Annotated in this window: 22 protein-coding genes and 2 tRNA genes; 21 read left to right on the plus strand and 3 right to left on the minus strand. The window is 61.5% G+C overall.

What is annotated here, in order from left to right; genetic code table 11:
* Positions 1-435, plus strand: coding sequence for an HIT domain-containing protein (locus DKK67_RS08430; protein WP_111495925.1), 435 nt, complete (start codon positions 1-3; stop codon positions 433-435).
* Between the two features lie 10 nt (positions 436-445).
* On the opposite strand, the gene fabR is transcribed toward DKK67_RS08430, so the two are convergent.
* Positions 446-1,078 (minus strand): HTH-type transcriptional repressor FabR, encoded by a 633-nt coding sequence (fabR, locus tag DKK67_RS08435; protein WP_111495926.1) that lies wholly within the window; start codon positions 1,076-1,078, stop codon positions 446-448.
* A 391-nt stretch (positions 1,079-1,469) separates the two neighbouring features.
* Between fabR and DKK67_RS08440 the strand changes: the two genes are divergently transcribed.
* From DKK67_RS08440 to nadA, 16 genes are all read left to right on the plus strand, one after another.
* The gene (locus tag DKK67_RS08440; RefSeq protein ID WP_111495927.1) at positions 1,470-1,724 is read left to right on the plus strand and encodes an FmdB family zinc ribbon protein; all 255 of its coding nucleotides are present in this window, start codon (positions 1,470-1,472) and stop codon (positions 1,722-1,724) included.
* Positions 1,725-1,764: 40 nt separating this feature from the next.
* Positions 1,765-3,570, plus strand: coding sequence for an aspartate--tRNA ligase (aspS, locus tag DKK67_RS08445; RefSeq protein ID WP_111495928.1), 1,806 nt, complete (start codon positions 1,765-1,767; stop codon positions 3,568-3,570).
* 91 nt (positions 3,571-3,661) lie between these two features.
* On the plus strand, positions 3,662-4,411 hold the full coding sequence (locus DKK67_RS08450; protein ID WP_111495929.1) for a YebC/PmpR family DNA-binding transcriptional regulator: 750 nt from the start codon (positions 3,662-3,664) through the stop codon (positions 4,409-4,411).
* Between the two features lie 27 nt (positions 4,412-4,438).
* Positions 4,439-4,957: a crossover junction endodeoxyribonuclease RuvC gene (ruvC, locus tag DKK67_RS08455; RefSeq protein WP_111495930.1), complete on the plus strand. Its 519-nt coding sequence runs from the start codon at positions 4,439-4,441 to the stop codon at positions 4,955-4,957.
* Positions 4,958-5,025: 68 nt separating this feature from the next.
* Complete coding sequence (ruvA, locus tag DKK67_RS08460) at positions 5,026-5,643, plus strand: Holliday junction branch migration protein RuvA (RefSeq protein ID WP_111495931.1); 618 nt, start codon at positions 5,026-5,028, stop codon at positions 5,641-5,643.
* A gap of 184 nt (positions 5,644-5,827) precedes the next feature.
* Complete coding sequence (gene ruvB / locus DKK67_RS08465; RefSeq protein ID WP_111495932.1) at positions 5,828-6,850, plus strand: Holliday junction branch migration DNA helicase RuvB; 1,023 nt, start codon at positions 5,828-5,830, stop codon at positions 6,848-6,850.
* Entirely contained in the window at positions 6,847-7,266 is a 420-nt protein-coding gene (gene ybgC, locus DKK67_RS08470; protein ID WP_111495933.1) for a tol-pal system-associated acyl-CoA thioesterase, read from the plus strand. The genes ruvB and ybgC overlap by 4 nt, the downstream gene beginning before the upstream one ends.
* Positions 7,267-7,316: 50 nt before the next feature.
* Positions 7,317-8,009 carry a protein TolQ gene (gene tolQ, locus DKK67_RS08475; protein WP_111495934.1) on the plus strand — a complete coding sequence of 231 codons (693 nt, stop codon included), beginning with the start codon at positions 7,317-7,319 and terminating at the stop codon, positions 8,007-8,009.
* Between the two features lie 18 nt (positions 8,010-8,027).
* Positions 8,028-8,468 (plus strand): protein TolR, encoded by a 441-nt coding sequence (gene tolR, locus DKK67_RS08480; protein ID WP_111496821.1) that lies wholly within the window; start codon positions 8,028-8,030, stop codon positions 8,466-8,468.
* A 67-nt stretch (positions 8,469-8,535) separates the two neighbouring features.
* The gene (tolA, locus tag DKK67_RS08485; protein ID WP_111495935.1) at positions 8,536-9,522 is read left to right on the plus strand and encodes a cell envelope integrity protein TolA; all 987 of its coding nucleotides are present in this window, start codon (positions 8,536-8,538) and stop codon (positions 9,520-9,522) included.
* Between the two features lie 61 nt (positions 9,523-9,583).
* Positions 9,584-10,876, plus strand: coding sequence for a Tol-Pal system beta propeller repeat protein TolB (tolB, locus tag DKK67_RS08490; RefSeq protein WP_111495936.1), 1,293 nt, complete (start codon positions 9,584-9,586; stop codon positions 10,874-10,876).
* A gap of 68 nt (positions 10,877-10,944) precedes the next feature.
* Positions 10,945-11,526, plus strand: a complete 582-nt coding sequence (gene pal / locus DKK67_RS08495) for a peptidoglycan-associated lipoprotein Pal (protein WP_204355750.1) — start codon at positions 10,945-10,947, stop codon at positions 11,524-11,526.
* Positions 11,527-11,555: 29 nt separating this feature from the next.
* Positions 11,556-12,305, plus strand: coding sequence for a tol-pal system protein YbgF (gene ybgF / locus DKK67_RS08500; protein WP_111495938.1), 750 nt, complete (start codon positions 11,556-11,558; stop codon positions 12,303-12,305).
* A 143-nt stretch (positions 12,306-12,448) separates the two neighbouring features.
* Positions 12,449-12,524: transfer RNA gene (locus DKK67_RS08505), tRNA-Lys, on the plus strand.
* A gap of 54 nt (positions 12,525-12,578) precedes the next feature.
* A tRNA-Lys gene (locus DKK67_RS08510) sits at positions 12,579-12,654 on the plus strand.
* A gap of 358 nt (positions 12,655-13,012) precedes the next feature.
* Positions 13,013-14,074 carry a quinolinate synthase NadA gene (gene nadA, locus DKK67_RS08515; protein ID WP_111495939.1) on the plus strand — a complete coding sequence of 354 codons (1,062 nt, stop codon included), beginning with the start codon at positions 13,013-13,015 and terminating at the stop codon, positions 14,072-14,074.
* A gap of 47 nt (positions 14,075-14,121) precedes the next feature.
* Here nadA and DKK67_RS08520 read toward each other — a convergent pair whose 3' ends face one another.
* Complete coding sequence (locus DKK67_RS08520; RefSeq protein WP_111495940.1) at positions 14,122-15,570, minus strand: M48 family metalloprotease; 1,449 nt, start codon at positions 15,568-15,570, stop codon at positions 14,122-14,124.
* Between the two features lie 144 nt (positions 15,571-15,714).
* Between DKK67_RS08520 and DKK67_RS08525 the strand changes: the two genes are divergently transcribed.
* Positions 15,715-15,948 carry a sulfurtransferase TusA family protein gene (locus DKK67_RS08525; protein WP_111496822.1) on the plus strand — a complete coding sequence of 78 codons (234 nt, stop codon included), beginning with the start codon at positions 15,715-15,717 and terminating at the stop codon, positions 15,946-15,948.
* Between the two features lie 12 nt (positions 15,949-15,960).
* On the plus strand, positions 15,961-17,046 hold the full coding sequence (locus DKK67_RS08530; RefSeq protein WP_111495941.1) for an AI-2E family transporter: 1,086 nt from the start codon (positions 15,961-15,963) through the stop codon (positions 17,044-17,046).
* Between the two features lie 61 nt (positions 17,047-17,107).
* On the opposite strand, the gene DKK67_RS08535 is transcribed toward DKK67_RS08530, so the two are convergent.
* Entirely contained in the window at positions 17,108-17,578 is a 471-nt protein-coding gene (locus DKK67_RS08535) for a peroxiredoxin (RefSeq protein WP_111495942.1), read from the minus strand.
* A gap of 130 nt (positions 17,579-17,708) precedes the next feature.
* On the opposite strand from DKK67_RS08535, the gene dapA reads away from it, so the two are divergent.
* Both dapA and bamC read left to right on the plus strand, forming a co-directional pair.
* Positions 17,709-18,584, plus strand: coding sequence for a 4-hydroxy-tetrahydrodipicolinate synthase (gene dapA, locus DKK67_RS08540; protein WP_111495943.1), 876 nt, complete (start codon positions 17,709-17,711; stop codon positions 18,582-18,584).
* A gap of 53 nt (positions 18,585-18,637) precedes the next feature.
* Positions 18,638-19,693, plus strand: coding sequence for an outer membrane protein assembly factor BamC (gene bamC, locus DKK67_RS08545; RefSeq protein WP_111495944.1), 1,056 nt, complete (start codon positions 18,638-18,640; stop codon positions 19,691-19,693).
* Positions 19,694-19,817 lie beyond the last annotated feature (124 nt).

Here is a 19,817-nt window from a genome sequence, read left to right on the forward strand (position 1 = left end):
ATGGACGGGGCAGGCGACTTTATCCTGCACCAGAAGCTCGCTGAAGATACGGTGCCGCTGGCCACAAGCGAGCTGAGCGAGCTGCGATTGATGAATGACAGCCACTATCCCTGGCTCCTGCTCGTCCCTCGACGGGTGGGAGTCAGGGAAGTGTACGAGCTGCCGCCGGCGGATCAGCAGCGGCTGGTGCGGGAGTCCAGTGCCATCGGCGAGGCGTTGATGACCGTCTTCGACGGCCACAAGCTGAACGTCGCGGCGCTGGGCAATATGGTGCCGCAGCTCCATCTGCATCACGTGGTGCGCTACGAGGGTGACGCGGCGTGGCCGGGTCCGGTCTGGGGTGTGGTGCCTGCGGCGGCCTACAGTGAGGCGGCGTTGCGGGACATGCGCAAGAAGCTGGTCCCCGTCATTTCGGCCTTCAACTCCGTGTCCTGACCCTTTCCGGTCAGGTGCGGAATCCCTTTTCGCCCTGGCGTGCCAGCGCCTGGGCGCCTACCAGGATCATTCTCAGCTCGTTCTTGAGCTTCTCCTGCAACACGGTTTTCTCTCGTGGTGACGCGTCGAGGGCTTCGGCGCCCTGGTTGAATACCAGTGTGACCATGGCCTCGGCGACCAGTCGCGCCTCGGCCAGCGGTTTTCCCTGTTCTTCCCCGAAACGTCGCAGGTCGTCGGCCAGTTCCGTTACGAAATGGTCAATCTCGGCCTGTATGGCGGTCCGGAACGTCTTGGAGACCCCCGTGCGCTCGCGCAGCATCAACCGGAACAGGTTGGCGTTGTTGCTCAGGTACTCCATGAAGGTGTCGACGGAAGTGTTGATGGCGCTGCCGTTGCGGGCGATGCGTTTGCGTGCCTGGCGCATCAGTTGGCGCAGTGCCACGCCGCCTTCATCCACCAGGGCCAGGCCCAGTTCGTCCAGTTCGGCGAAATGGCGGTAGAAGGACGTGGGGGCGATGCCGGCTTCCCGGGCCACCTCCCGCAGGCTCAGGCTGCCGAAGCCCCGTTCCGCGCTGAGCTGTCTCAGGGCAGCATCCATCAGGGCGCGGCGGGTCTTGAGCTTCTGTTCGGCGCGGGCGGACACAGCGTTCTCCAGTTCCAGTTGGTCCAGGGAGTGCCCGGTGGGGGCTCCCGAAAAGGCAACATGTTACCGTCACAGGGCGGGAGCGTCATCTCGCGCGGTGACTGCAGGCAGGCCGGTCGGCTGAAGGTGACGATCAGCGTGTACAAATCGGTACCGATGCGGCCTGATTTTGATGGCGGTTATGTTTATAATATGCGGCCTTTAAAGAACCGATGGGTCCGCTCGCGGGCGGGGCTGCGGCTATTGTGGTCGGCAGTCTGGCAGGGCGGTGCAGGCTCGGCGGTTTTCCTTTGATGTGATCAGCGCTCCGTGACGACGGACGAGGCCGGCAGGACCGGTGCTCCGGCGGCTGTGAGATCGCTGCTGTTGGTTATGTTACGGGGATTCGAATATGCCGATTTATGAGTATGTCTGCGACGCGTGCGGCTTCGAGAAAGACGTGATCCAGAAGATGAGTGACGCGCCGCTCAAGGCGTGTCCGTCGTGCGAGGCGGATGCGTTTCGCAAGCGAATTTCGGCCGCCGGCTTCCGCCTGTCCGGAAGCGGCTGGTACGAGACCGATTTCAAGACCGGAAGCAAGAAGAACCTGGCCGAGAAAAGCGGTCAGTCCGGAACCACAAGCAAGACTGAGTCGGCGGCCGGCTGAGTCTCGAACACATTTCGAACACTGATTAACAGGAATGGATATGCGCAGTCACTATTGCGGTGGAATCAACGAATCACACATCGATCAGGACGTGACCCTCTGCGGCTGGGTTCATCGTCGCCGCGACCATGGCGGGGTTATCTTTCTGGATCTGCGTGATCGTGACGGCATGTCCCAGGTGGTTGTCGATCCGGACACGCCCGAAGCATTCGCGCTGGCCGAGAAAGTACGCAGCGAGTTCGTTATCCAAATCACCGGTCGTGTGCGTCGTCGTCCGCAAGGTACGGAAAACGCCAACATGCCGACCGGGCAGGTGGAAGTGCTGTGTAAGGAACTGACCATCCTCAACGCCGCCGCCACGCCGCCGTTCCCGCTGGACGAGCACGTTGACGTGGGCGAGGACGTGCGCCTGCGCTACCGCTTCGTCGACCTGCGTCGCCCGGAGATGCTCAACCGCCTGCGCTTCCGCTCGCGGGTCACCAGCTACATCCGCAACTACCTGGACAGCCACGACTTCATGGACGTGGAGACGCCGATCCTGACCCGCGCCACGCCGGAAGGCGCCCGCGACTACCTGGTGCCGAGCCGGACCCACGACGGTTCCTTCTTCGCGCTGCCGCAGTCGCCGCAGCTGTTCAAGCAGCTGCTGATGGTGTCCGGCGTTGACCGCTACTACCAGATCGCCAAGTGCTTCCGTGACGAAGACCTGCGCGCCGACCGTCAGCCGGAGTTCACCCAGGTGGACATCGAGGCGTCGTTCATCGACGAGAAGGGCCTGATGGGCATCACCGAAGGCATGGTGCGCGAGCTGTTCCGCGACGTGCTCAAGGTGGATCTGCCGGAATTCCCGCGGATGCCGTATGCCGAAGCCATGCAGCGCTATGGCAGCGACAAGCCGGATCTGCGTATCCCGCTGGAGCTGATCGACGTGGCCGACCTCGTGGAAAGCGTCGACTTCAAGGTCTTCGCCGGCCCGGCCAAGGACCCGAAAGGTCGCGTGGCCGCGCTGCGCCTGCCGAAGGGTGGCGAGCTGACCCGCAAGCAGATCGACGAGTACACCAAGTACGTTGGCATCTACGGCGCCAAAGGTCTGGCCTACATCAAGGTCAACGACCTGAGCCAGGGCGTGGCCGGCCTGCAGTCGCCGATCATCAAGTTCCTGGGTGACGACGTGGCCCAGGCACTGATCGAACGGGTCGGCGCGGAAGACGGTGATATCGTCTTCTTCGGTGCGGACAAGACCAGCATCGTCAACGAGGCTCTGGGTGCGCTGCGCGTCAAGCTGGGTCACGATCTGAACCTGCTGACCGCCGAGTGGGCGCCGCTGTGGGTGGTCGATTTCCCGATGTTCGAGGAAGGCAGCGATGGCAGCCTGACCGCGATTCATCACCCGTTCACCGCGCCGTCCTGTACGCCGGAAGAGCTGGCGGCGGACCCGGCCAACGCGCTGTCCCGTGCCTACGACATGGTGCTCAACGGCACCGAGCTGGGCGGTGGTTCGATCCGTATCCACAACGAGGATATGCAGCAGGCGGTCTTCCGCATCCTGGGCATCGACGAAGAGGAAGCGCGCGCCAAGTTCGGCTTCCTGCTGGATGCGCTGAAGTTCGGCTGCCCGCCCCACGGCGGCCTGGCGTTCGGTCTGGACCGTCTGGTCATGCTGATGACCGGTGCCTCTTCCATCCGTGACGTGATCGCGTTCCCGAAAACCCAGAGCGCGACCTGCCTGATGACTCAGGCACCGGGCGAAGTGGACGAGCGTCAGCTGCGCGAGCTGCACATCCGTCTGCGCAAGCCGGCGGTTGCCAAGGGCGCTGAAGCCGGAGACGCCAAGAAAGAAGACTGAAGTACACCGGGCCCGCCTGCTTGAGACCCGATAGGGGTAGCTCTCGGTTGCCCGTTGCCGCGGGCGGGCCCGTCGATTGAAGGAGTGATGTATGGCCGGTCATAGCAAGTGGTCCAATATCAAACATCGCAAGGCAGCGCAGGATGCCAGGCGCGGTAAGATCTTTACCAAGCTGATCCGCGAGCTGACCGTGGCGGCCCGTCAGGGCGGTCCCGAGCCGGCGGACAATCCGCGGCTGCGGGCGGTGATTGATAAGGCGCTGACCGCCAACATGAAAAAGGACACCATGGAGCGCGCCATCGAGCGCGGCGCCGGGAGCGGGGATGACACCAACTACGAGGAGCTGACCTACGAAGGTTACGGCCCGAATGGTGTGGCGATCTTCGTTGAGGCGATGACGGACAACAAGAACCGGACCGTCGCCGAGGTGCGCCATGCCTTCAACAAGTTCGGCGGCAATCTCGGCACGGACGGTTCGGTGGCGTTTCTGTTTACCCGCCAGGGTGTGCTGTCTTATGGCCCGGAAACGGACGAAGAGGCATTGATGGAGGCCGCATTGGAAGCCGGCGCTGAGGACGTGGCGCCGCAGGACGACGGTTCCTTCGAGATCGTGACCCTGCCGGAGCAGTTCCTGGACGTGAAAGAGGCCCTCGTCGCTTCGGGCCATGCGCCGGACAACGCCGAAGTCACCATGGTGCCCGCCACCTATGTCACCCTGGATGAGGACAGCGCCCAGACCATCCTCAAGCTGATCGACATGCTGGAGGATCTGGACGACGTGCAGAACGTCTATTCCAATGCCGACATCCCGGCCGACGTGATGGACGCGCTGGATGCCTGACGCCGCGCGCTTGCCGGGAGCCCGGTTGTGCCCATAATTCTAGGCGTGGACCCCGGCTCGCGGATCACCGGCTACGGCGTGATACGCTGCGCCGGCCGTGTGACGGAGTACATCGACAGCGGCTGTATTCGCATGGGAGAGAAGCCCATGGCGGAGCGTTTGCAGATCATTTACCAGGGGCTGGCAACACTCATCGACCAGTATCGGCCGGATGAGTTTGCTATCGAGCAGGTCTTTATGGCGCGCAATCCGGATTCGGCCCTCAAGCTCGGCCAGGCCCGGGGTGTGGCCATCGTGACGGCCGCCAACAGCGGTCTGCCGGTTCATGAATACACCGCTCGACAGGTCAAGCAGGCCGTTGTGGGGAAGGGGGGCGCCGAGAAGACGCAGGTTCAGCACATGGTGCAGAGCATCCTGTCGCTGAACCGCCGGCCCCAGGAAGATGCCGCGGATGCGTTGGCCATCGCCCTGTGCCACTCCCATATGAGTCAGAGCATCGGTCGTATCGCCTCGGGTAACCGCGTACGTGCCGGTCGAATCCGTTAAGAATCGGGCGGTGGATGGGCGGTTGTCATTCTCGGCCCGGCAGCTGTTCGCCCAACAGGAGGTAATGCGTGATTGCCCAAATCCGGGGAAAACTGATCGAGAAAATGCCCGGCCATGTGCTGGTCGACTGTTCCGGTCTCGGCTACGAGCTCGATATCCCGTATACGACGTTCTTTCATCTGCCCGAATCCGGCCAGGAAGTCACGCTGTTCACGCACTTCGCCGTTCGCGAGGATGCCCATAAGCTCTATGGCTTTGCCGGGCGCCTGGATCGCGATCTGTTCCGTATGCTGATCAAGGTGAATGGGGTCGGGCCCAAAATGGCGCTGGCGATTCTCTCCGGTCTCGATGCGCAGCAGTTTGTGCGTTGCGTCGATAATCGCGATGTGGCGGCCCTGGTGAAGATTCCCGGCGTCGGTAAGAAGACCGCCGAGCGGCTGCTGATCGAGATGGGCGACAAGCTCGGCCAGTTGGAAGGAATGCCCAAGATTACGCCCGAAATGCCGTCGTTGAACCCGGCCAGCGAACCGGCGCACAAGCCCGAAGAGGAAGCCGAAGCGGCTCTTATTACCTTGGGCTACAAACCCCAGGAAGCGGCAAAGGCCGTCAGCCGCGTGGCCGAGGCCGGTATGAACTCCCAGGAGATGATTCGCCTGGCGCTTAAGAATATGATCCCTGCCAGCTAAACCACCGAAACATCGGGCCTTATTCGGGCCCGTTTGCCATGCATCCCCGTTGATGTCTTAATGGAATCTGACTGTAGCGTAACGTGACAGCGTGACTCGCGTTTGTAAAATGGACCTGTTTTTATAGTAACGCGTCGCCACGGAAGACAGATAAAAGACAACAGCATGCCCGCGAAACACCATCATGATTGAATCCGATCGCCTGATTTCACCGCAAAGCAGTGCGTCTGAAGAAGTACAGGATCGCGCCATCCGCCCGACGCTACTCTCCGAGTACGTTGGGCAGCCGGCTGTCCGTGAGCAGATGGAGATTTTTATCTCGGCCGCGCGAGGTCGGCAGGAAGCCCTGGATCACGTCCTGATCTTCGGGCCGCCGGGGCTTGGGAAGACCACGCTGGCAAACATCATTGCCAATGAGATGGGCGTGTCCATCAAGACAACGTCCGGCCCGGTTCTGGAAAAGGCCGGTGACCTGGCGGCGATGCTAACCAACCTGGAAGAGGGTGATGTTCTCTTCATCGACGAGATCCACCGCCTGAACGCGGCCGTCGAGGAAGTGCTCTATCCGGCGATGGAGGACTACCAGCTCGACATCATGATCGGCGAGGGGCCGGCGGCGCGCTCAATCAAGCTCGATCTGCCGCCGTTCACGCTGGTGGGGGCGACCACGCGGGCCGGTCTGCTGACCTCGCCGCTGCGAGACCGTTTCGGTATCGTCCAGCGACTGGAGTTTTACAACACCCAGGACCTGACCCATATCGTGCAGCGTTCGGCCCAGCTGCTCGGCGTGTCGATGGACGAGGCGGGCGCGCTGGAAATCGCGCGCCGATCCCGGGGGACGCCGCGGATCGCCAACCGGCTGTTGCGCCGGGTACGCGATTACGCCGAGGTGAAATCCGACGGTTCGGTGACCCTGGACGTGGCGGACAGCGCGCTGAATATGCTTAAGGTGGACAATCAGGGTTTCGACCACATGGACCGTCGATTGCTTCTGGCCATGATCGAGAAGTTCGATGGCGGCCCGGTGGGCGTGGAGAGCCTGGCGGCCGCCATCAGCGAGGAACGCGGTACGATCGAAGACGTGCTTGAACCTTTCCTGATCCAGCAGGGCTACATGATCCGCACGCCGCGGGGTCGAATGGTGACGTCCCATGCGTACCTGCACTTCGGTGTGACCCCGCCGAAGTCGGGCGAGGGCGCGTCATGACGGCCGTGGATAGCGCCCAATTCCATTGGCCGGTACGGGTCTATATCGAAGACACCGACGCCGGCGGTATTGTGTATCACGCCCGCTACCTGCACTTTATGGAACGGGCACGCACCGAGTGGGTGCGATCCCAGGGCATTGCCCTGCGCCGCGGGCTGGACGAGAACGTCAGCTACGTGGTGCAGAAAATGGCGATCCAGTTTCGTCAGCCCGCCAAACTGGACGATGAATTATGGGTGACGGCCGTCCTGACCGGCAGCGGTCGTGTCTGGTTTGGTTTCGACCAGAAAGTCATCCGCCAGTCCGACGGCGCCGTGTTGGCCGAGGCGGACGTCAAGGTCGCCTGTGTGGCGCTGGACAGCGGGCGTCCGCGGGCCTTGCCGGAGTCCATGCAGGCCATCGTCAGGGAACAATAATGTACATGCCGGTCCGATGGATCGGTCGAATACAGATCCAGGAGTGAAACGTGGAGTCACATCTTTCGGTTTGGAGCCTTATCGCCAATGCCAGTTTCCTGGTGCAGATCGTCATGCTGCTGCTGGTGCTGGCGTCGATCATGTCCTGGGGGTTTGTCTTCCAGCGCCTGCAGGTGTTCAAAAAGGCGCGTAAGGCCCAGTTGGCGTTTGAAGAGCAGTTCTGGTCCGGCATGGATCTGGGGCAACTCTATCGCGACGCCAGCAACCACCCCACGCCTCACAGCGGCATGGAATCGGTATTTCGTGCCGGCTTCCGGGAATTCTCGCGCCTGCGCCAGCAGAGCCAGGATCCGGACGCCGTGATGGACGGAACCCAGCGCGCCATGCGGGTGGCCCTGTCCCGCGAGCAGGAGCGGCTCGAAGCGCATCTGCCGTTCCTGGCGACGGTGGGCTCCACCAGTCCGTACATCGGCCTGTTCGGTACCGTCTGGGGGATCATGAATTCTTTCCGCGGCCTGGCCCAGGTGCAGCACGCGTCACTGGCCACCGTGGCACCGGGCATTTCCGAGGCGCTGATCGCTACCGCCATGGGCCTGTTTGCGGCGATTCCCGCGGTCATCGCCTACAACCGCTTTGCCGCCAAGTCCGATGCCCTGCTGAAGAACTATGAGACGTTCGCCGAGGAGTTCTCCAGCATCCTGCATCGCCGGGTTCACAGCAGCGAGAAAGGCCGCGCAGCCTGATCCGCCGGGAGGCGCATGATGAAAAGCACGGGAATTACCTCGACGCCGCGTCGCAAGCCCATGGCCGAGATCAACGTGGTGCCCTACATCGACGTCATGCTGGTGCTGCTGGTGATCTTCATGGTGACCGCGCCGATGATGACGCAGGGCGTGAAGGTGGATCTGCCGGAAACCACGTCGGACCCGATGCAGGCACCAAAAGACGTTGAGCCTGTCATTGTATCCATCGATGCCAATGGTGCGTACTACATGGAAGTGGGGGACAAAGGGTCGGACCCCATGCCGTTGCCAGCGTTGCGCGAGCAGGTGAGCAAGGTCCTGTCAGGCCGTGCCCAGCGTGATGTGTTGGTGCGTGGCGACCGTAATATCGACTACGGCACCGTAGTGAACCTGATGGCGACCTTGCAGGGCGCCGGGGCCACCAGTGTCGGATTGATCACAGAAGAACCGGAAGGCTAGCTCGGTAGTGGCGGATAATACTCGCGAATCCAATGATTATCAGTCGCGCCAGCCATGGCGCAGCCCGATGGCGATCTCCGTCGGCCTGCATGTCGCTATTGTGCTGTTCTCCCTGGCTGGGTGGAGCTGGTCCGAGCCCAGCCACGAACCGCCGCCACGCAGCATTTCGGCGCGCCTGATCATGCCTGAGCCGGTACCGGCCCAGCAGGCGTCGCAACCCGCAGCGCAGCCTTCGGCCCAGCCTGAGCCCGAACCGCAGGAGGATGCGCAGGAAGAGGCGCGTAAAGAAGCCGAGGAGAAGGCTCGCCAGGAAGAGCAGCGGCAGGAAGAAGCCCGCAAGCAGGCGCTGATCCGGGAAAAGGAAAAGCAGGAAGCCGCCGCCAAGGCCAAGGAAGAAGCGCGCCGTAAAGCGGAAGCCGAAGCGGCGGCCGCCGCCAAACGCAAGGCCGAGGAAGAGCGTCGGCGTAAGGAACTGGAGGCGGAGAAAGCGGCCGAAGAGAAACGGCGGGCGGAAGAGAAAGCCGCCGAGGAGCGTCGTAAAGCCGAGGAAAAACGGCGCCAGGAAGAGGCGGAACGCAAGCGTCAGGAAAAGCTGGAGCAGGAGCGTCGCGAAGCCGAGCAACGTAAGCGCGAAGAGGAGCGCCGCAAGCGGGAAGAGCAACTGGCGGCCCTGGCTGAACAGTCTGCCGAAGAGCAGGCCGCCTCCGAACAGGCGCGCCAGGAAGCGGCTGCTGCGGCTCGGGCCAAGCAGGCGCAAATGGCGTCGGAGAGCGAGAAGTACGAGGCGTTGATCCGGCAGCGCCTGAGCAACGCCTGGTATATCCCGTCGTCTGCCCAGAAAGGGTTGGTGACGACGCTGGAAATTACCCTGTTGCCGACGGGCGAGCTGGCCTCGGTCCGCATCGCCAAGAGCAGTGGCAACACCGCTTTCGATAACTCGGCGCTGAGCGCGGTGCGCGGTGTCCAGCGGTTCCCCGTGCCGAACGATCCGGATGTATTCAACGCCTATTTCCGGAATTTCTCGATTCAGTTCGATCCGGAGAAATTGCGCTGATGCCTGAAAGTAAACCCATGACCATGTCCAGGATGCATTTCAGACAGACAGGATGCCCAGAATGATGCGAGTAATCGTAACCCTGCTGCTGGCGACGGCAATGGCATTGCCGGCGCAGGCGGAACTCTTGATCCGGATCACCGAGGGTGCGGACAACGCCCTCCCGGTCGCCGTCGTTCCCTTCGGCACCGAAGGTGGTTTGCAGCCTACTGAGAATATCAGCGAAATCGTGCGCGACGATCTGGCGATGAGCGGCGAGTTCGCTCCGCTGGAGACCAACCGGATGCTGAGTCTGCCCACTTCCGGAGAGGACGTCTTCTATCGCGATTGGCGCATGCTGGGGCAGAAGTACCTGCTGGTTGGCAATCTGTCGCCCGCCGCTGGCGGCAGCAAGGTACAGGCCCGCTTCGAACTGTTCGACGTGAATCGGGAAGCTCGGATTCTGGGCGAGACCGCCACCGTGTCCGCCGATAACCTGCGTACCCTGGGCCACCACATCAGCGACAAGGTGTACAAGGCGATCACCGGCAATCGGGGCGTGTTTTCCACCCGTATTGCTTATGTGACCCTGGACATGGAGAACGGCAAGCGCACGTATCGCCTTAACATCAGCGATGTGGATGGCAAGCGCTCCCGGGTTTTCCTCAAGTCGAAGGAGCCGATACTGTCGCCGGACTGGTCGCCGGATGGCAAGAAACTGGCCTACGTCTCGTTCGAGACCGGGCGTCCCGCCATCTATGTCCAGGAACTGGCCAGCGGCAAACGCACGCGCATTGCCCAGTTCCCGGGGCTGAATTCGGCCCCGTCCTGGTCGCCGGACGGTAAGTCCCTGCTGATGACCCTGTCCCGCGACGGTAACGCCGAAATCTACCGGATGAACGTGGCCACCCGTCAGTTGACGCGGCTGACCAACCACTGGGCCATCGACACGGAGCCAAGCTGGGCGCCGGATGGGGATGAGTTCGTCTTTACCTCTGATCGCTCGGGTGGCCCCCAGTCGTATCTGATGGATGCCGACGGCGGGGACGTGCAGCGACTGACGTTTGGCAGCCGCTACAACGCACGTCCGCGGTTCAGCCCGGACGGTGAGCACATTTTCTATGTTCATAAGCGCGAAAACTTTTTCCATATCGCGCGGTTGAATATCGAAACCGGTCAGGAGACCATTCTGACCCGGACCAAGCTGGACGAGTCGCCGAGTGTGGCTCCCAACGGACGTCTGTTGATTTACGCGACCCAGGATGGGGGCAAAAGTGTCCTCGCGGTCATCTCGGCCGACGGCGGCTCCAACTACGTGTTGCCGTCGCGTTTCGGGGATGTTCGCGAACCGGCCTGGTCGCCTTTTATCGACTGACGTCGGCTTTCAGAAACCCGGATCGGCTTTTCGGCTTCCGGGGCATTAATACAAACTAAATCAAGGACATGAAAATGATTCGTACCTATTCCAAGCTTTTTGCATTGCTGGTTGCCATGGGTGTTATGGCCGGTTGTAGCTCAACCGGCGGCACGCAGGAAGAAGGTGCTTATGACTCGGACGTCTCCGCCGTCGATCAGGAAGGTGGCAGCGAAGTCTATGGCGGTGAAGGCTCCGACGGTGTCAGCTCCACACCGCTGACCGACGAAGAGCGCGCGGCCCAGCAGGAGCGTGCTGCCCAGCAGGAACAGGCGGCGATGCGCAAGATCACCACCTTCTACTTCGATTTTGACACTTCCGAGCTGAAGGCTGAGTCCCGCGATGTCCTGATCGCCCACGCCCAGTACCTGGCGTCCAACCCGAACCGCAATGTACGCCTGGAAGGCCACGCCGACGAGCGCGGTACCAAGGAATACAACCTGGCCCTGGGCGAGCGTCGTGCCAAATCCGTCGAGCGTTTCCTGGTGGTTAACGGCGCATCCCGTGATCAGATCGAAACCGTCAGCTACGGCGAAGAGAAGCCGGCGGCCATGGGCAGCAACGAAAGCGCTTACGCCCAGAACCGTCGCGTGGAACTGATCTACCAGTAAGTTCAACCGATCGATAAGGTGTAAGGCACATGAGGCGATTGCTCATGGCCGTCACGGCGCTGTCGCTTTGCGGTAGCGCCCTGGCGCAGTCAACCGTACCCGCTTACCAGAACGCCGATTCCGCCGCCCAGAGCCAGTCGGGCGGCAATCAGGCCACAGCCGAACTGTACTTCATGATCCAGCAGTTGCAGCGTCAGGTGCAGCAACTGCAGGGATCGGTGGAGGAGCAACGGCACAAGCTTGAACAGTTGTCGCGCCAGTCCCGTGAGCGCTACATCGATCTGGATCAGCGGATCCTCGACCTGTCCCGCCAGAAGGCGGAGCAGGCCGAGGCTCCCGCCCCCGAGCAGGAGGCGCCCGCAGCCGACACGGCCCAGGAAACGCGGGAGTACCGCCAGCCCAGCGAGGAGGAGCAGGCGCAGTACAGCGAGATCGTCAAGCTGATCCGGGACGACAAGGATTACGACACCGCCATTGATCGCCTCTACACGTTTATTTCCGATCACCCGGAAGGCGATCTGACGGTCAACGCCTATTACTGGCTTGGTGAGGTGTATCTCGTCAAACCCCAGCTCAAACAGGCGAAGCAGGCCTTTTCGATCGTCGCGACCCGTTTTGCGGATCATCGCAAAGCGCCGGATGCGCTCTACAAACTCGGCGTGACCGAGGCTCGGATGGGCGACGACGCTGAAGCGCGCCAAACGCTCAAGTCCGTCTCCTCGAAGTATCCGGATTCCAACGCCGCCCAGTTGGCGAGCGATTACCTGGCCAAGTTATAATCAGGCTGCGCAAGTATTGATCAGCTTGTTCAGCGGTTGAGCAGGTTGTTGTTGTACTGAGGAAAATTTTACGGATTGCCAAAAAAATCTCTGAAACAGGGGTTGCCAAGGCCAAAAAAATCCGTACTATATGCGCCTCGATTGGGTCGTTAGCTCAGTTGGTAGAGCAGTTGGCTTTTAACCAATTGGTCGATGGTTCGAATCCATCACGACCCACCATTATATCGAAGCAGCCTGAGCAGGGTGCTTCCGGGCAGTTGCCCGACCCGTTTTGGGTCGTTAGCTCAGTTGGTAGAGCAGTTGGCTTTTAACCAATTGGTCGATGGTTCGAATCCATCACGACCCACCAAATACGGCGGTTACGCACCGCCTGAAAAAGGGGAGCCCACGGGCTCCCCTTTTTTGTTTGTTTGTCCCGGGCGTGATCCCCTGGCTGGATCCTTGTCAGGGTCGGCGAGTTTCTTGTCCGATCCTGCCGGAATGGACCCCGGCAACCCGCTGGGCCGGGCGGGCTCTGTGAAGCTGCTGGCAACTGCCTTATCATGGAATCGTGACGAAACGATGTCTGTTCCGGGGTGGTATACTGGCGTTTTGCCCCCATATCCAGTCGTGCACCGGCCAGCCGAAGCCGGCAACGACGACACAGGCGTGCATCGGGTCCAGGTCGGCATTCGACCGGCCCGGTTTTGGATGAGAGAAGCGAATTCATGGTAAAGGCCCAAGACAGAATCCTGGTCCAGGAACACCTCGCCCATGAGGCAGAGCCTCGCGAGCTGAGCGGGGAAGAAAAACAGCGTCTTGAAGCTGAGATCAAGGCCGAGCTGAAAGCGCGTGACGCCGTGCTCGTGGCCCATTACTACACCGATGCCGACATTCAGCGGCTGGCGGAAGAGACGGGCGGCTGTGTCGCCGATTCCCTGGAAATGGCGCGCTTCGGCAACCAGCACCCGGCCTCGACCGTGGTGGTGGCCGGGGTCAAGTTCATGGGTGAAACCGCCAAGATCCTGAATCCCGAGAAAACGGTTCTGATGCCCACCCTGGAAGCCACCTGTTCCCTGGATGTGGGTTGCCAGCCGGAGGAATTCAGCGCCTTCTGCGACGCCCATCCCGACCGTACCGTGGTGGTCTACGCCAACACGTCGGCGGCGGTGAAGGCGAGGGCGGACTGGGTGGTCACGTCCAGCTGCGCCCAGGCCATCGTCGAGCACCTGGATTCCCGCGGTGAGAAAATCCTGTGGGCCCCGGACAAGCATCTGGGGCACTACGTGCAGCGCACGACCGGCGCGGACATGCTGCTTTGGGACGGCTCGTGCATCGTGCACGAAGAGTTCAAGGCTCGCGGCGTGGAGGATCTGCGCGCACTGTATCCCGATGCCGCCATCCTGGTGCACCCGGAGTCCCCCGAGGCCGTGGTGGACATGGCCGACGTGGTGGGCTCAACGTCACAGTTGATTCACGCGGTGCAGACGATGCCCAACGAGCGCTTCGTGGTGGCTACGGATAACGGCATTTTCTATAAAATGCAGCAACTGGCGCCGAACAAGACCCTGATCGAAGCGCCCACCGCCGGCAATGGCGCGACCTGCCGCAGCTGCGCGCACTGCCCGTGGATGGCGATGAACGGCCTGGAGAACCTGCTGCAGGTTCTGCGCCGGGGGGATCAGGCGATTGAGGTGGATGAAAGCCTGCGTGAAGAAGCGCTGCGGCCGTTGCGCCGAATGCTGGATTTTACCGCATCGATGAACCTGAAAGCGGCCGGTAACGCCTGATCGGTCGTTTGCGCGGCCGCTTGCTTGGTGCTGAGCGTCACGAACCGCTACAGCGGCGACTCGTCACGATTCCGCGATATCTGGGCCAGGCGCTGACTGATGATTTCGTGGGTTGGCGTGCCCGGGGACGCTTTCTCCCGGGCTTCACGCAATTGTCGCACTGCTGCCTCGCGGTCCCCCATCAACAGGTAGAATTCCGCCCGTGCCCGATGCACGCCGATGATATTCCGGGCCTGTCCTTCCGCGTCTGACAGCTTCTGCCACAGCCCGGCATTGTCGGGATACTGCTTGGTCAGCTCCCGGTAGATTTCCGCCGCCTCGGCGGCGTGATCGGCCTGGTACTGAACGGCCGCGAGCTGATACAGGATGGGGTAGTTGCCCGGGTTGCGTTGCCGGGCGTCCTGCATCAGGGTGATGGCGTCATCCAGCTTGCCGGCACGCATCATGGTATCGGCCAGAGTAACCTGGAAGGTTATGCGGCCCGGATGCTCCTCCAGCAGTGTGCGCAGGATGGTTTCAGCCTGCTTCGTATCGCCGGCGCCGAGATAGGCGACGGCGAGCCCATACTGTACGGCGGCGTCCGGCAGCTCGCTGCTTCCGTCGCGGTAGGTCTGGAAGATCTCGACCGCTTTCTCCGGCGATTGCGCGTAGTGGACCAGCAGTCGTGCCCGCACCAGGTGGTATTCCAGGGAGTCCTGGTAGTTGCGGTCCGGGAACTGATTGGCTCGGTTACGGGAGTCGGAGATACGGCTCCGGGTCAGGGGGTGAGTCGAGAGGTATTCGGGGATTGCGTTTCCCTGGATGCGACTCTGGCGCATCATGATCTCGAACATTTCCGGCATGCCGTGGGGATCAAGGCCGGCATCCTCCATGATGTCCAGGCCCACGCGGTCGGCCTCCTGCTCATTGGAGCGGCTGTACTGGAGCATGTTCTGCACGGCCATGGCCTGGGTGCCGGCGACCGTGGCAATGCCCACGTCCGACTGGGTGGCGGCGGACAGGATGATCCCGGCCAGCATGCCGGCGATGGTCAGCGGCGTCATGTTCTCCTGCTGTTCAAGCTGGCGGGCATAGTGACGCTGAGCCAGGTGGGCCAGTTCGTGGGCCATGACCGCGGCGAACTGCTGTTCGGTGCGGGCATTGAGAAAGAGGCCGCCGTTGACCCCGATGACGCCACCGGGCACGGCAAAGGCATTGATCGCGGGGCTGTCAATCACCACCATGCGCAGGTCGCGGTTCTGCAAGGGCGCGTAGGGGACCAGTCGGTAAACGATGCTCGACAGGTAGTCGAGGGTGATCGGATCGCCGATTTGCCGTGTCGAGCGGCGCAGTGAGCGCAGGACCTGTTCGCCGATGGCCGCTTCCTTCTGCTCCGAGATCAGCCCGCCGCCGACGCCGCCCAACGAGGGCAGGGTGTTGTCTTCCGCGTGCGCAGGCACACTGGTGGCCAGTCCGAGCAGGATGGCGGCGGTCAGCCCCTTGAGTCGAGGGTGCATACAACGAGGCTGTCGAAAACGGTTGACTGCAGTGTGAAACATGGCAGGCCTGATATACTCCCGAATGCTTGGGGATCGGGACACTTGCAGTGTAACCCATCCCGAACAGCGTGGATCATGACAGATTTACAAGACATTGAAACCATGACAGATCATTTACTTGATACCAGCGGGCTTCGGTGCCCGATGCCGCTGCTCAAGACCAAGCTCCAGCTCAATGCCATGCAGCCGGGCGACCGGCTCGAAGTCATCTCTACAGACCCTGGATCGGCCCGGGATATCCCGTCTTTCCTGAAATTGACGTCACATGCGCTGGAAAAATCAGAGGAAAACGAGGGGGTCTTTCGTTTTCTGATACGCTGTGGCCAATCGCAGTAGACGGAGTCGTTAATGGTCAAAATTCTTAGGGGGCTTGCCCACAAATATTTCTCGGATGATGAAGCCGTCATCCTGTTTCTGCTGCTGGTAATCGGCACCCTCGGTGTCATCTGGCTGGGCAATATCCTCGCTCCCGTCATCGCCTCCGTCATCATTGCCTTCATCCTGCAGGGGTTGGTCACCAAGCTGACGGATCGGGGTGTGCCCACCATGGCGGCGGTGCTTGTGGTCTATCTGCTGTTCCTGGGTGTCCTGGTGGGTTTCCTGCTGGGCATGCTGCCGCTGATCTGGATCCAGCTGACGTCCCTGGCCGGTGAAGCCCCGCGGATTTTCCGGGAAATGCAGACCTACCTGGAGCTGCTGCCCCAGGAATACCCGCACCTGATCTCGATGGATTCGATCAACAGCCTGTACCAGCAGGTGACCAGCGAAGTGGCGAACTTCACCCAGTGGCTGGTGTCCTTCTCGCTGGCCAGCATTCCCGACGTGATGGCGTTGCTGATCTACCTGGTGCTGTTGCCGATTCTGGTGTTCTTCTTCCTGAAGGACCGCGACCTGCTGATCAACGCCATTGCCTCCACGCTGCCTCAGCAGCGTCCGATGATGCGTCGCATCTGGCACGAAGTGAACGAGCAGTGTGCCAACTATGTGCGGGGCAAGGCGGTGGAAATCGTCATCGTGGGTGGCGTGACCTTCATCGCCTTCCGGCTGCTTGGTCTGCCGTACGCGGCACTGCTGTCGCTTCTGGTCGGGCTGTCGGTGGTGATTCCCTACATCGGCGCGGCGGTGGTCACCGTACCGGTGGCCATGATCGGCCTGTTTGCCTTCGGCTGGAGCAGTGATTTCATCTGGCTGATGGTGATTTACGGCGTGATTCAGGCGATCGACGGCAATGTGCTGGTGCCGTTGCTGTTCTCGGAGGTGAACAACCTGCACCCGGTGGTGATCATCATTGCGGTGCTGTTCTTTGGCGGGATCTGGGGCCTGTGGGGCGTGTTCTTCGCGATTCCGCTGGCGACCATGCTCAAGGCGGTTTTTGCGGCCTGGCCGGTGCACTATTCGCTGCCACCCCAGGATCAGGACAAGAACGCCGCCTGAGGCCTGAACGACCGGCCATGTGCGCCGGTCGTCCGGTTACCGCCGGGGCGGCTGTTGGGGGTTACAGCGCCTTGGCGGCGTCCAGAACCTCATCCACGTGGTCCTTGACCTTCACCTTGCGCCATTCCTGACGCAGCACGCCTTCCTTGTCGATCAGGAAGGTGCTGCGCTCGACGCCCAGGCTTTCCCGGCCGTACATTTTCTTGAGCTTGATCACATCGAACAGCTGGCAGACCGCCTCGTCCTTGTCGGACAGCAGCTCGAACGGGAACGACTGCTTGGCCTTGAAGTTTTCGTGGGATTTGATGCCGTCCCGGGAGACGCCCAGGATCACAGTGTCGGCGGCGGCAAAGTCATCGTGACGGTCGCGAAAATCCTGGCCCTCGGTGGTGCAGCCCGGCGTGCTGTCCTTGGGGTAGAAGTAGATCACGACATTCTTCTTGCCACGGAAGTCCGACAGGCTGATTTCCTGGTCACCGGTGGCCAACGCCTTGAAATCCGGCACTGGCTGGTTCAATTCTACGCTGCTCATTTCATCTCCTTTCTCTTTTTCAGAGGCTCCCAAGCCTATTCGACCAAAAGTCGGTAAAGCGGTCATACAGAATGGTTGTTTCGGTTGTCAGCCGCAATTACCATTACCGTTTTACGCGAACGGAGTCATTATGATCACTGGTAGCCTCGTCGCCCTGGTCACCCCCATGCACCCCGATGGCGAAGTCCATTGGGAACAGTTGGATCGCGTGGTTGATTTCCACCTGGAGAACGGAACCCACGGCATTGTCGCCGTCGGCACTACCGGTGAATCGTCCACTCTCGATCCCGATGAGCATTGTCGTGTTATCGGGCACATTATCAAGCGTGTAAATGGTCGTATTCCGGTGATTGCCGGCACAGGTGGCAACTCGACGCGCGAGGCCATCGAGTTGACCACCGAAGCCCACAAGCTGGGCGCCGATGCCTGCCTGCTGGTGGTGCCGTACTACAACAAGCCTACCCAGGAAGGCCTGTATCGCCACTTCCGTACCATCGCTGAAGCCGTTCCGGTCGACCAGATCCTCTACAACGTGCCGGGGCGTACCGCCTGCGACATGATGAATGAGACGGTTGAGCGCCTGGCGGATATTCCCAACATCATCGGCATCAAGGACGCCACCGGCAATATTCCGCGGGGCGAGGAACTTGTGCGTCGGATCGAAGGTCGTATGGTCGTTTACTCCGGCGATGACGCCACCGCCGCGGATCTGATGCTGTGTGGCGGCAAGGGCAACATCTCCGTGACGGCCAACGTCGCTCCCCGCGGCATGGCGGATCTGTGCGAGGCGGCCATTGCCGGCGACCGGGAAAAGGTCGAGTCCATCAACGAGAAGCTGATGCCGCTGCATCGCAAGCTTTTCCTCGAGGCCAATCCGATCCCTGTCAAATGGGCCCTGTATCGCATGGGCATGATCGATGAAGGCATTCGCCTGCCGCTGACGCCGCTTGACCCCAAATTCCATGGGGAAGTCGAGGAGGCGCTGACAAGCGCAGGCGTCCTTTGAACCCAACCAAACAGAGGGGGACGGTCGTCGAATGGCCGTCCCGGAGTCGTTTGATGTTTGCAGAACCCGGACGTGCCCGCCTGCTGGCGGGCGCTTTGATGCTGGGCCTGGTCTCGGGCTGCAGCCTGATCAAGGACCGCTCTGAAGAATACCGTGATGCGCCTGCCGGCAAGTCGGTCAAAGTGCCCGACTGGCAGAACAGCGGGCGCATCCAGCCCGCGTACCCCGTTCCCGAGGCCCAGGCCGGTGATACCGTCCTGACAGGCTCCTTCGATGTGCCCAATCCACCGGACATGACCGCCGAGATCCTCGATGAAAACTACGTCATCGAAGAGCTCAACGGCCAGATCTGGCTGCTGGTCAACGAGGTGCCCGGCCGGGTCTGGCCCATGGTGTCGTCCTACCTGACCGAGCGAGGCCTGGGCGTGTACCGCGAGAATCCCCAGATCGGCCTGCTGCAGTCCGATGTGGCGGACTACAGCCAACAGGCGCGGGCGCTGCTGAGTATCACCGGAGAGGGCAGCGACGACCTGACGATCGTCCAGTCGCGCATCTCGCCGGGCGTGCGCCGCAAGACCACTGAAATCCAGTTCCGCCTGCGTGAAGTGGATCAGCGGCCCGACGGTCTCATGCAATGGCCTTCGGAAACCTCGGTGGCGGAACGTGAGAAGACGTTGCTGGCGGATCTCGGCGATTTCCTCAAACAGCGTGAAGACACCAAGTCCTACTCCCGTGCCGCGCTGAACATCCCCAACAAACCCAAGGTCAAGATGGTGGCCGGGCAGAGCAACGATCCGCGCGTGGAGATGGAGCTGAGCGTCGACCGGGCCTGGTCGGAAGTGAACCGGGCCCTGTCCGAGGCCGACATTCCCATTGTCGATATCGACCGCAGCGCCGGTCAGTTCTACGTCGACTTCCGCACTGACGAGGAGCGGGAACCGGGCTGGTTCGACTGGTTTGCGGATCCGGCGAAACCGGAGTACACCTACCTCGTGAGCATTCGCGAAGAGGATGGCGTGGTCAATCTCAGAACCCGCGCCGCGCCGGATTACGAGGGTGACAACCGTTCCCCGCAGCTGCTGTCGACGCTGTTCGAGCATCTTTACTGATGACGTGCTGTACTGACTAAGACGCTGCACTGATCAGGCACCGTTGCTGACAGGCCGGTGCCGTTTTCGATCCGCGGAGCCTCCTTCCCGTTGGGGGCCGCGGGTCCAGGCCAGATTATTCACA

The organism is Marinobacter bohaiensis, assembly GCF_003258515.1.
In the GTDB taxonomy this organism is placed as follows: Bacteria; Pseudomonadota; Gammaproteobacteria; order Pseudomonadales; family Oleiphilaceae; genus Marinobacter_A; species Marinobacter_A bohaiensis.

Excerpts from the sequence above, each read along its gene's own strand:
- DKK67_RS08430 (WP_111495925.1), top strand. The coding sequence starts at position 1 with ATGGACGGGGCAGGCGACTTTATCCTGCACCAGAAGCTCGCTGAAGAT.
- DKK67_RS08440 (WP_111495927.1), top strand. The coding sequence starts at position 1,470 with ATGCCGATTTATGAGTATGTCTGCGACGCGTGCGGCTTCGAGAAAGAC.
- aspS (WP_111495928.1), top strand. The coding sequence starts at position 1,765 with ATGCGCAGTCACTATTGCGGTGGAATCAACGAATCACACATCGATCAG.
- DKK67_RS08450 (WP_111495929.1), top strand. The coding sequence starts at position 3,662 with ATGGCCGGTCATAGCAAGTGGTCCAATATCAAACATCGCAAGGCAGCG.
- ruvB (WP_111495932.1), top strand. The coding sequence starts at position 5,828 with ATGATTGAATCCGATCGCCTGATTTCACCGCAAAGCAGTGCGTCTGAA.
- ybgC (WP_111495933.1), top strand. The coding sequence starts at position 6,847 with ATGACGGCCGTGGATAGCGCCCAATTCCATTGGCCGGTACGGGTCTAT.
- tolR (WP_111496821.1), top strand. The coding sequence starts at position 8,028 with ATGAAAAGCACGGGAATTACCTCGACGCCGCGTCGCAAGCCCATGGCC.
- tolA (WP_111495935.1), top strand. The coding sequence starts at position 8,536 with ATGGCGATCTCCGTCGGCCTGCATGTCGCTATTGTGCTGTTCTCCCTG.
- tolB (WP_111495936.1), top strand. The coding sequence starts at position 9,584 with ATGATGCGAGTAATCGTAACCCTGCTGCTGGCGACGGCAATGGCATTG.
- pal (WP_204355750.1), top strand. The coding sequence starts at position 10,945 with ATGAAAATGATTCGTACCTATTCCAAGCTTTTTGCATTGCTGGTTGCC.
- ybgF (WP_111495938.1), top strand. The coding sequence starts at position 11,556 with ATGAGGCGATTGCTCATGGCCGTCACGGCGCTGTCGCTTTGCGGTAGC.
- nadA (WP_111495939.1), top strand. The coding sequence starts at position 13,013 with ATGGTAAAGGCCCAAGACAGAATCCTGGTCCAGGAACACCTCGCCCAT.
- DKK67_RS08520 (WP_111495940.1), bottom strand. The coding sequence starts at position 15,570 with ATGCACCCTCGACTCAAGGGGCTGACCGCCGCCATCCTGCTCGGACTG.
- DKK67_RS08525 (WP_111496822.1), top strand. The coding sequence starts at position 15,715 with ATGACAGATCATTTACTTGATACCAGCGGGCTTCGGTGCCCGATGCCG.
- DKK67_RS08530 (WP_111495941.1), top strand. The coding sequence starts at position 15,961 with ATGGTCAAAATTCTTAGGGGGCTTGCCCACAAATATTTCTCGGATGAT.
- DKK67_RS08535 (WP_111495942.1), bottom strand. The coding sequence starts at position 17,578 with ATGAGCAGCGTAGAATTGAACCAGCCAGTGCCGGATTTCAAGGCGTTG.
- dapA (WP_111495943.1), top strand. The coding sequence starts at position 17,709 with ATGATCACTGGTAGCCTCGTCGCCCTGGTCACCCCCATGCACCCCGAT.
- bamC (WP_111495944.1), top strand. The coding sequence starts at position 18,638 with ATGTTTGCAGAACCCGGACGTGCCCGCCTGCTGGCGGGCGCTTTGATG.